Here is a 10365-nt window from a genome sequence, read left to right on the forward strand (position 1 = left end):
CAATGAGTACACCTGAACTCCCGGCCCGCGCCGATCGCCCCGGCGGTTTTTCGCGCTGGCTGGCCCGCGCGCAGATGAAACACGGGCGCAAGCTGGTGATAGCACTGCCTTATATCTGGCTATCACTGCTGTTTTTGCTGCCGTTTTTGATCGTCTTTAAAATCAGCCTCGCGGAAATGGCGCGGGCGATCCCGCCCTATACCGACCTGGTGGAGTGGGCTGACGGGCAACTGTCGATCACCCTGAATCTCGGCAATTTCCTGCAGCTCACCGACGATCCGCTCTATTTTGAAGCGTACCTGCAGTCGCTACAGGTGGCGGCAGTTTCGACCCTGTGCTGTCTGGCAATGGGCTATCCGCTGGCGTGGGCGGTGGCACACAGCAAACCCTCTACCCGCAACATCCTGCTGCTGCTGGTGATCCTGCCGTCGTGGACCTCATTCCTGATCCGCGTGTATGCGTGGATGGGCATTTTAAAAAATAACGGCCTGCTGAATAATTTTTTGCTGTGGCTGGGGGTTATCGATCAGCCGCTGACCATTCTGCATACCAATCTGGCGGTGTATATCGGCATTGTGTATGCCTATCTGCCATTTATGGTGCTGCCGATTTACACCGCGCTGACCCGTATCGATTATTCGCTGGTGGAGGCGTCGCTGGATCTCGGCGCTCGCCCGCTGAAAACGTTCTTTAGCGTTATCGTGCCCTTAACCAAAGGTGGGATTATTGCTGGCTCCATGCTGGTGTTTATTCCGGCGGTCGGCGAGTTTGTGATCCCGGAACTGCTCGGCGGCCCGGACAGCATTATGATTGGCCGCGTGCTGTGGCAGGAATTCTTTAATAACCGCGACTGGCCGGTGGCGTCGGCGGTAGCGATTGTGATGCTGTTGCTGCTCATCGTGCCGATTATGTGGTTCCACAAACATCAGCAAAAAACCGTGGGAGATCACGGATGAACAATCTGCCGGTAGTACGCTCCCCGTGGCGAATGTTAATTCTGGTGCTCGGGTTTACTTTTCTTTATGCACCAATGCTGATGCTGGTGATCTACTCTTTCAACAGCTCAAAGCTGGTGACGGTGTGGGCTGGCTGGTCAACGCGCTGGTACACCGCGCTTTTTCATGATGAAGCGATGATGAGCGCGGTTGGACTCAGCCTGACCATTGCCGCCTGCGCGGCGACGATGGCGGCGATCCTCGGCACTATCGCGGCGGTGGTGATGGTGCGCTTTGGCCGTTTTCGCGGCTCCAGCGGCTTTGCTTTTATGATCACCGCGCCGCTGGTGATGCCGGATGTCATTACCGGGCTTTCGCTGCTGCTGCTGTTCGTCGCGCTGGGCCACGCGATTGGCTGGCCTGCGGATCGTGGGATGCTGACCATATGGCTGGCGCACGTCACGTTTTGTACCGCTTACGTGGCGGTGGTGATCTCCTCCCGCCTGCGCGAGCTGGATCGCTCAATTGAGGAAGCGGCAATGGATCTCGGTGCCGCACCGCTCAAAGTTTTCTTTGTCATTACACTGCCGATGATTATGCCTGCGGTCATTTCTGGCTGGCTGCTGGCGTTTACGCTGTCGCTGGACGATCTGGTGATCGCCAGCTTCGTTTCGGGACCTGGCGCGACCACGCTACCGATGCTGGTTTTCTCCAGCGTGCGCATGGGCGTGAATCCACAAATTAACGCCCTCGCGACCTTGATCCTGGGCGTGGTCGGAATTGTCGGATTTATCGCCTGGTATCTGATGGCGCGCGCAGAAAAGCAGCGGGTGAGGGACATCCAGCGTGCAAGACGTGGATGAAGCGCCTAAAATTTCAGAACAAAATGTGCATTCAGTGCCGCGACCTGCGCGGCACCGTTCTCACGGAAGGCGAACACGTTGGGTACTAAAACACATCGCTCCGGCGCGCGTCTGAACGTCCCTGCTGTAGTGCAGGTGGCGGCGATTGCGATCATCTCGATTCGCTGCGTTGATCTGCTGATGTTGTTTAATCTGCTGGGCTGGCACGGGATCCGCGAACTTTTTTTCCGCAGCGCGCAAACCTGGAGTCTGACGGCGGTATTTCTGGCAAGCCTGGTGCTGCTGTTTGTGGATATCCTCTGTGCATTTTCGGTAGTGAAAGGACGAGGCTGGGCGCGCTGGCTGTATCTGGTGGCGCAGCTGGCGGCATTTAGCTATCTGTGGGCCGCGTCCATTGGCTACGGCTATCCTGAACTGTTCAGTATTGCCGGAGAAACCCGTGGTGAAATCTTCCACGCGCTGGTGATGCAAAAACTGCCGGATATTCTGGTCCTGCTGCTGCTTTTTATTCCCTCACCGAGCCGCCGCTTTTTCCGCCTGCAATAACAGTGGTACAATCGCCGCCCCTGAAATTCAGAAGGTTTTATTATGCAGTGCGCACTCTATGATGCCGGTCGCTGTCGCTCGTGCCAGTGGATTGAAAAACCGGTTATCGATCAACTCTCGCTGAAGATGAACGATCTCCGTGAATTGCTGGACGATCTGCCGGTGGGAGAGTGGTGCGCGCCAGTCAGCGGCCCGGAACGGGCGTTTCGTAATAAAGCCAAAATGGTGGTCAGCGGCAGCGTGGAAAAACCGCTGTTAGGGATGCTACACCGCGACGGCACCCCGGAAGATCTCACCGCCTGTCCGCTTTATCCCGCCTCTTTTGCGCCGCTGTTTAACGCGCTGAAGCCGTTTATCGCCCGCGCCGGGCTGACGCCGTATAACGTCGCGCGTAAGCGGGGCGAACTGAAATATCTGCTGATCACCGAAAGCCAGCAGGATGGCGGCATAATGCTGCGCTTCGTACTGCGTTCCGAAACCAAACTCGCCCAGCTACGGGCGGCGTTGCCGGATCTTCAGGCGCAGTTGCCGCAGCTTAAGGTGATCTCGGTGAATATACAGCCTGTCCATATGGCGATTATGGAAGGTGAGAAAGAGATCTTTTTGACCGAACAGCAGGCGCTGGCGGAGCAGTTTAATGACGTGCCGCTGTGGATCAGGCCGCAGAGTTTTTTCCAGACTAACCCGACCGTCGCCAGCCAGCTTTACGCCAGCGCCCGTGCATGGGTGCGCGCGCTGCCGGTGGCGCATATGTGGGATCTGTTTTGCGGCGTCGGCGGCTTTGGCCTGCACTGCGCCACGCCACAGATGAAGCTGACCGGAATTGAAATCGCCCCGGAAGCGATCGCCTGCGCCAGACAATCCGCCGCCCAGTTGGGGCTGAATAACCTTCATTTTCAGGCGCTGGACTCCACCCGCTTTGCGACCGGGCAGGGTGAGGCGCCCGATCTGGTGCTGGTTAACCCGCCGCGCAGGGGAATTGGTCAGGCGCTGTGCGCGTATTTAAGCCAGATGGCCCCGCCGTTTATCATCTACTCCAGTTGCAATGCGCAGACGATGGCGAAAGATCTGCGCCAGCTATCCGGCTATCGCCTTGCCCGCGTTCAGCTTTTTGACATGTTTCCGCACACCGCCCATTATGAAGTTCTGACGCTGCTGATCCGCATTTAGCGTAAACAGGAGAAAGAACACATGCGAACGCCTTCACGGTTTCTGTTTTCACCGCGTCCGGCGCGCGTTACGGCCCCCGGCGGGTTAATTCTGGCGCTGCTGGGCGGTGGCCTGCTGTACTGGATTTATACAATGGTGGTGGGCTTCATTGAAGACGGCGAACCGTTGATCTTTATCGTTGCGGCGGCCGTCGCATGGCTGGCGGTGGCGAGCTGGCGTGACAGTCGTCAGCGGAAAAATCAGTGGCGCGCGCTGGCCCAACAGCGCAGCGGGCAAAGCATTTGTGATTTTGCCCGCAGTTTCGATACGCGCAAGGTAGATACCTGGGTGATCCGCGCGGTATGGAATTCGTTAAGCAGTCAGATTAACGCGGCTGTCCCGCACGGTTATAGCGTGCCTTTATCCGCCGATGACCGGCTCGAAATTTTCGCCCTGGACGATGAAGAAGAGCTGTTTGATACCCTGACTGAAATCGCAGAAAGAGCGGGACGGGATCTGCAATTACTGCTGCAAGAAGGCTGGCCGCATCCGGTGGTCACTGTGCGCGATATGGTGATGCTGCTTAACGCCCAGCCAATGACTGAAATGCGCAAAAGCCGGTTACTGATTGCCTGAAGCAGCAGGCCCGCCGTTGAAAAACGGGCCTGCGTTCAGCTTACTTCGGGAACCACTGGTCGCTGATTTTCTGATACGTGCCGTCGGCTTTAATCGCTTGCAGCGCGCCGTTCAGTTTTTCCAGCAGCGCTTTATTATCCGGGCGCACGGCGATGCCCAGACCGGTGCCGAAGTATTGCGGATCGGTCACTTTCTCGGTGGCGGTGCCCAGCTGCGGATTGGTTTTCAGCCATTCGTTGACCACGGCGGTATCACCAAACACCCCATCAATGCGGCCATTTTTCAGGTCGATAATCGCATTCTGGTAGCTGTCATAGGCCACGGTTTTCACTTCCGGGTGTTTATCCTGAAGGTATTTCTGATGAGTGGTGCCGTTTTCCATGCCGATGCGTTTGCCCTTCAGGTCGGCGAAAGTTTTATAGGTCTCTTTTTTCGCAATCACCACCGCCGAGTTAGCGTAGTACGGCGCGGTAAAGGCGACCTGCTTGCTGCGCTCCGGGGTGATGTCCATCCCGGAAATCACCGCATCGTATTTTTTAAATTTCAGCGACGGGATCAGGCTGTCAAACGCGTGATTGGTAAAGGTGCAGTCGGCCTGCATTTGTTTGCACAGCGCCTTCGCCAGATCGATATCAAAACCGACGATCTGGTTGCTCGCATCCAGCGATTCAAAAGGAGGATAGGTGGCGGACACGCCAAAATTGATTTTATCTGCCGCGTTAACGCCTGCGGCAAACGTGGCAAGCACTGCGGCCAGGACTAACTTTTTCATTCTCATTCTCCCGTCGATCACTTTTATTATTTGTGCCCTGTCTGTGGCATGAAGTAACAATGCCACTAAATGAATTTGTATGCAATATGTGTGATTAACTATTTTTTACAGAAAATAAAAAAGCAGATAAACGTTATGCTTACCTGCTTTAGAATTGCGGCTTTATGCACTATTAGTGATTAATTGCGGCGTTCAAACACCAGCGCGCGGCGCTCAATCAGGCGCATTACCAGCGTCAACAGACCATTGACCACCAGATAGATAATGCCCGCCGCGCCGAATACCATCACGTCATAAGTCCGTCCGTACATGAGCTGACCATGGCCCATGACTTCCATCAGCGTAATGGTGTAGGCCAGCGAAGTACTTTTAAATACCAGTACCACTTCGTTGGAATACGAGGAGAGGGCGCGTTTAAAGGCATACGGCAGCAGGATCGCCAGCGTATCTTTTTTACTCATCCCCAGCGCGCCGCAGGATTGCCACTGGCCGTCCGGGATGGCGCGGATGGCCCCAAAGAATAACTGTGTGGTATAGGCCGCACTGTTAAGCGAAAGGGCGATGAGCGCACAGAGCCAGGGTTCGGAAATCAGGCTCCAGATTAGCGGATATTCCTGTAACGTCGGGAACTGGCCCGGCCCGTAGTAAATCAGGAAAATCTGCACCAGCAGCGGCGTACCGGTAAACAGGGTGATATAGGCGCGGACGATCCACACCAGCACCGGTGTTTTCAGCGTCAGAATGATGGTAAAGATCAGCGACAGCACCAGCGCCACGGCGATGGACGCCACGGTCAGCGTCAGGCTGGTATGCAGCCCTTTCAGCAGTTCGGGTAAATACTCAAGCATCAGCCAGGCCTCCGCTCAAAACGCGTCGCCCGCATATCAATGCGCTTGAGGATGTACTGACTTAACAGCGTGATCACCAGATAAATCGCCGCCGCCACGATGTACCAGTTAAACGGCTCCTGGGTACGGGTGGCGATGCTGCGGGTTTGCAGCATTAAATCGTTGACGCTTATCAGCGATACCAGCGCAGTATCTTTCAGCAGCACCAGCCACTGATTGCCCAGACCCGGCAGCGCGTGCCGCCACATCTGCGGCATCACCAGGCGGAAAAAGATCGCGCTTTTAGAAAGCCCCAGCGCCTGACCGGATTCCCACTGCCCGATGGGCACCGCCTTCAGTGCGCCGCGCAAAGTTTGCGAGGCGTAAGCGGCGTACAGCAGGGACAGGGCGATCACCCCGCAGAGAAACGGGCTGACGTCGAAGTTTTCGATCTCCACCTGCACCGGGATTTGCACAAAGCCCAGATTGAGGGTGAAACCGTCAGACAGCGTCAGCAGCAGCTGCGATGAGCCGAAATAGATAAACAGGACCACCAGGATTTCCGGGAGTCCCCGCATAATCGTCACCAGCGCCGTGCCCAGCCACGCGACGGGTCGCCATTTGGCCGATTCCCATACCGCGAACAGCATGGCTAACGCCAGGCCGATGACCAGTGCGCAAACGGCAAGGCCGACAGTCATACCGGCGGCGCTTGCTAAAGGAAAAAATTCATTCATCAAGAATTACTTCTGGAACCATTTGTTGTAGAGGGTTTGGTAGGTGCCATCTTTCTTCACTTTTTCCAGCGCGGTATTAAATTTCTGCTGGAGGTCGGTGTTGCCCTGGCGAACGGCGATACCCAGCCCGATGCCAAAGTAGTCTTTATCGGTGACTTTATCGCCCACGGCGGCCAGTTTGGCATTACTCTTCAGCCATTCCGTCACCACGGCAGTATCACCAAACACCGCATCAATACGACCGTTTTCCAGATCCAGCTTGGCGTTCATATAGCTGTCGTAAGGAACGGCGGTGATTTCCGGGTGTTTATCCATAATGAATTTCTGGTGCGTGGAGCCGTTCTGCATCCCGACTTTTTTGCCTTTCAGCTGGTCGAGGCTGGTGTATTTACCGCTTTGACCGACAAACAGCGCCGAGTTTTCATAGTAAGGCGTGCTGAACAGCACCTGCTTTTGACGCTCCGGGGTGATGTCCATACCGGCCATCACCGCTTCAAAACGACGGAATTTCAGGCCGGGGATCAGGCTGTCAAACGCCTGGTTAGTGAAGGTACAGGTCGCCCCAATCTCTTTACACAGCGCGTTGGCCAGATCGACATCAAAACCGACGATTTTATTATTGGCGTCCACGGATTCAAACGGAGGATAAGAGGCTTCCGTGGCAAAACGGATGGTTTCTGCGGCGGTCGCAGACAGGCTAACGCTGGCAAGTAAGGCGGCAATCAGAACTTTTTTCATTGTCATTTTCCCGGTCTTCAGTGAGATAAATAGTGTTTAAACGCGTCGGTCTGCGGATGCGCAAAGCAGCTGGCATCCCCTTGCTCAACGATGTGACCATTTTCCATATAGACCACGCGGCTGGCGGTTTTACGCGCCACTTCCACCTCATGGGTTACGATCACCTGGGTTATTCGGGTTTCTGCCAGCTCGCGAATGATGCTGACGATCTGCGCGGTGATTTCCGGGTCGAGGGCGGCGGTCGGTTCATCGAACAGCAGTACCTGCGGCTCCATCATCAGCGCACGGGCTATTGCCACACGCTGCTGTTGACCGCCGGAAAGATGCAGCGGATAACGATCGCTGTACGGCTTCAGGCGCAGGCGTTCCAGCAGTTTATCCGCCCGTTCCATCGCCTGGCTTTTGCTTAAGCCCAGAACGCGGCACGGCGCTTCAATCAGGTTTTGTACAACCGTGAGATGCGGCCACAGATTATATTGCTGAAATACCATCCCGACATTCTGGCGCAGTTCGCGAATGGCTTTATCAGAAGGCGTTTTGGTGAAATCAAAATGATTACCAGCGATAGCCAGCGTGCCGGAGCGCGGCATCTCCAGAAGGTTCAACACGCGCAGCAGCGAACTTTTACCTGCGCCGCTTGGACCCAGCAGCACCAGCGTCTCACCCTGCGGGCAATCAAGCGTAATGTCGAACAGCGCCTGATGCGCGCCGTAGAAGCAATTAATGCCGTTTAATTGAATACTCATCGGGGCAGTCTTGTAGCAATTGAGGCCGCAAATAGTACCGTTGACAGAATAGTTATGCAATATTTCTGCGTTAAAACTTAACTATAAGCCGCGAGATATCTTAAACTTAGCACAAAATAGCGGCACGGGAAGCGGGGAAGCGTAAATGTCGACCCGCTAGCCGCAGGACCGACATTTCTGTTTTGCGCAATAAAATAGTTAGCGTTTTTCCAGCGACTGACGCAGCGTTCCGGCTGGCGCGTGCACGCTGCCGCCGAGGTAACGGACGTCGTCCACCGCCCAGCACTGGCCCTCGCGTATCATCAGCACTTCATCCTGCCAGCTCTCGCTGCCCTGTTTCAGCTCAACGCGCAGCGGGATATTCCGCGCGTCGGTATTCGGGATGGTGGAAGCGCTGGCAACTTTCGCGCTTTCCGGCAGGGTGCTGCGGCTGGAGAATAGATCCGATTTCAGCAGCGCGGTACGGCTGGTATCACGGCTGGCGTCATTAAGCATCGCGGCTAAATCGTCACTCAGATACGGACGCAGGGCGGTAATATCGTTGTTCCGGTTCTGAATACGAGCGTCATAAAATTTCTGGGCCACCGTATCCGGGCCGCCTTCAACGCAGGGGCCGTTGCGGGTGCCAATATCGTTAAATGCCGGCGTAACGGTGGTGCAGGCACTCAACAGCAACGCGCACGGCATAAAAAGAGCGAGAGCAGAGTAGCGCATTCTGATTTCCTTATAAGCAATCTACGATAATAATGGTGTTTCTTCTCAAGCATAGCGCATCAGTTTGATAATGCGTTTGGCATGTCGAGCTAAGGCATTGAACGTTAAAGAAGGAGATAAACAATGCAATATTCCACCACTCCGACCCTGGAAGGGCAAACTATCGCTAAGTATTGCGGCGTCGTGACCGGCGAGGCGATCCTCGGTGCCAATATTTTCCGCGATTTCTTTGCCGGAATTCGCGACATTGTGGGCGGACGCTCCGGTGCCTACGAAAAAGAGCTACGCCGGGCGCGGGAAATTGCCTTTCAGGAACTGGGCGAACAGGCTAAAGCGCTGGGCGCGGATGCGGTCGTCGGCATTGATATTGATTATGAAACGGTGGGCAAAGACGGCAGTATGCTGATGGTCAGCGTCTCAGGCACGGCGGTGAAACTGCGCTGATGAGACGCTTCGCCTGGTATTGCGCGCTGGCGCTGCTGTTAACCGGCTGCGCGGGTGAAAAAGGGATCGTCGATAAAGACGGTTATCAACTGGATACGCGCCACCCGGCGCAGGCGGCTTACCCGCGCGTGAAAGTGCTGGTGATCCACTACACCGCCGATGATTTCGATACTTCGCTGGCGACGCTTACTGATAAACACGTCAGCGCGCATTATCTGATCCCTGATGTCCCGCCCGTTCAAGGTGGAAAGCCGCGCATCTGGCAACTGGTGCCGGAGCAGAAAGTGGCGTGGCATGCGGGGGCGAGCTTCTGGCGCGGTGCAACCCGTCTTAATGATACGTCTGTTGGCATAGAGCTGGAAAATCGCGGCTGGCAAAAACGCGACGGGGTGAAATATTTCGCGCCGTTTACCCCGGCGCAGATAGCCGCGCTGGTGCCGCTGGCGAAAGATATTATCGCCCGCTATCAGATAGTGCCGCAGAATGTGGTGGCCCACGCGGACATCGCCGCCCAGCGTAAAGACGATCCCGGCCCGCTATTCCCATGGCAGGAACTGGCCGCCCAGGGCATCGGCGCCTGGCCGGATGCGCAGCGGGTGGCGTTCTACCTGGACGGCCGCGAGCCGCATACGCCAGTGGACACGGTCTCGCTGCTGGATCTGCTGGCGCGCTATGGTTACGAGGTTAAACCCGAGATGACGGCGTGTGAGCAGCAGCGAGTAATCATGGCCTTCCAGATGCATTTCCGCCCGGGGCTATGGAACGGCGTCGCGGATGCGCAGACGCAGGCTATCGCCGAGGCACTGCTGGAGAAATACGGCCAGGAGTGAGGCTTTTGGCGCTCTGCCTTTCGCCCTCTCCCTGACCCTCTCCCCCGGGAGAGGGGACCGTCCGGCGTGGTGTCTGGATTTGTTATTTTTACTCAGGCTTGAGTGATGCACCAACCCTGTTGCGGGGCACTGACCACTCCCTTTCCCTCGAGGGAGAGGGGGAACGTCTGGTGAAATGGATTGAGTGCGGGGATACGTTTTCGCCCTCTCCCTGACCCTCTCCCCCGGGAGAGGGGACCGTCCGGCGTGGTGACTGGATATGTTATTTTTACGCAGGCTTGAGTGGTGCACCAACCCTGTTGCGGGGTACTGACCACTCCCTCTCCCTTGAGGGAGAAGGCCGGGGAGAGGGGGAACGTCTGGTGAAATGGGTTGAGTGCGGGGATACGTTTTCGCCCTCTCCCTGACCCTCTCCCCCGGGAGAGGGG

13 protein-coding genes are annotated in these 10365 nt (G+C 56.1%); 7 read left to right on the top strand and 6 right to left on the bottom strand.

Going from position 1 to position 10365, the window contains the following annotated elements; translation table 11 throughout:
* Window positions 1–2 precede the first annotated feature (2 nt).
* The 5 genes from potH (at window position 3) to RT197_RS07010 (ending at window position 4129) form a co-directional block, all read left to right on the top strand.
* On the top strand, window positions 3–956 hold the full coding sequence (potH, locus tag RT197_RS06990) for a putrescine ABC transporter permease PotH (RefSeq protein ID WP_312948686.1): 954 nt from the start codon (window positions 3–5) through the stop codon (window positions 954–956).
* On the top strand, window positions 953–1798 hold the full coding sequence (gene potI / locus RT197_RS06995; RefSeq protein ID WP_312948688.1) for a putrescine ABC transporter permease PotI: 846 nt from the start codon (window positions 953–955) through the stop codon (window positions 1796–1798). Before potH ends, potI begins: the two co-directional genes overlap by 4 nt.
* Window positions 1799–1876: 78 nt before the next feature.
* On the top strand, window positions 1877–2344 hold the full coding sequence (locus RT197_RS07000) for a YbjO family protein (protein WP_312948690.1): 468 nt from the start codon (window positions 1877–1879) through the stop codon (window positions 2342–2344).
* Between the two features lie 42 nt (window positions 2345–2386).
* Window positions 2387–3514: a 23S rRNA (uracil(747)-C(5))-methyltransferase RlmC gene (gene rlmC, locus RT197_RS07005; RefSeq protein WP_312948691.1), complete on the top strand. Its 1128-nt coding sequence runs from the start codon at window positions 2387–2389 to the stop codon at window positions 3512–3514.
* Window positions 3515–3535: 21 nt separating this feature from the next.
* Window positions 3536–4129 carry a hypothetical protein gene (locus RT197_RS07010; protein WP_312948693.1) on the top strand — a complete coding sequence of 198 codons (594 nt, stop codon included), beginning with the start codon at window positions 3536–3538 and terminating at the stop codon, window positions 4127–4129.
* A 40-nt stretch (window positions 4130–4169) separates the two neighbouring features.
* Here RT197_RS07010 and artJ (RT197_RS07015) read toward each other — a convergent pair whose 3' ends face one another.
* The 6 genes from artJ (RT197_RS07015) to RT197_RS07040 form a co-directional block, all read right to left on the bottom strand.
* A complete protein-coding gene (gene artJ, locus RT197_RS07015; RefSeq protein ID WP_312948694.1) occupies window positions 4170–4901 on the bottom strand; it encodes an arginine ABC transporter substrate-binding protein ArtJ in 732 nt (243 codons plus the stop codon).
* Window positions 4902–5080: 179 nt separating this feature from the next.
* Window positions 5081–5749, bottom strand: coding sequence for an arginine ABC transporter permease ArtM (gene artM / locus RT197_RS07020; protein ID WP_312948695.1), 669 nt, complete (start codon window positions 5747–5749; stop codon window positions 5081–5083).
* Window positions 5749–6465 (bottom strand): arginine ABC transporter permease ArtQ, encoded by a 717-nt coding sequence (artQ, locus tag RT197_RS07025; RefSeq protein ID WP_312948696.1) that lies wholly within the window; start codon window positions 6463–6465, stop codon window positions 5749–5751. The genes artM and artQ overlap by 1 nt, the downstream gene beginning before the upstream one ends.
* 6 nt (window positions 6466–6471) lie before the next feature.
* On the bottom strand, window positions 6472–7203 hold the full coding sequence (gene artJ, locus RT197_RS07030) for an arginine ABC transporter substrate-binding protein (RefSeq protein ID WP_312948698.1): 732 nt from the start codon (window positions 7201–7203) through the stop codon (window positions 6472–6474).
* A gap of 17 nt (window positions 7204–7220) precedes the next feature.
* Window positions 7221–7949: an arginine ABC transporter ATP-binding protein ArtP gene (gene artP / locus RT197_RS07035; RefSeq protein ID WP_312948699.1), complete on the bottom strand. Its 729-nt coding sequence runs from the start codon at window positions 7947–7949 to the stop codon at window positions 7221–7223.
* A 198-nt stretch (window positions 7950–8147) separates the two neighbouring features.
* A complete protein-coding gene (locus RT197_RS07040; protein ID WP_312948701.1) occupies window positions 8148–8663 on the bottom strand; it encodes a lipoprotein in 516 nt (171 codons plus the stop codon).
* 123 nt (window positions 8664–8786) lie between these two features.
* On the opposite strand from RT197_RS07040, the gene RT197_RS07045 reads away from it, so the two are divergent.
* Together RT197_RS07045 and RT197_RS07050 are read left to right on the top strand one after the other, a co-directional pair.
* Entirely contained in the window at window positions 8787–9107 is a 321-nt protein-coding gene (locus RT197_RS07045; protein ID WP_312948703.1) for a heavy metal-binding domain-containing protein, read from the top strand.
* Complete coding sequence (locus RT197_RS07050) at window positions 9107–9937, top strand: N-acetylmuramoyl-L-alanine amidase (protein ID WP_312948705.1); 831 nt, start codon at window positions 9107–9109, stop codon at window positions 9935–9937. The genes RT197_RS07045 and RT197_RS07050 overlap by 1 nt, the downstream gene beginning before the upstream one ends.
* The last annotated feature ends 428 nt before the right edge of the window (window positions 9938–10365 follow it).

This window comes from Superficieibacter sp. (genome assembly GCF_032071645.1).
In the GTDB taxonomy this organism is placed as follows: domain Bacteria; phylum Pseudomonadota; class Gammaproteobacteria; order Enterobacterales; family Enterobacteriaceae; genus Superficieibacter.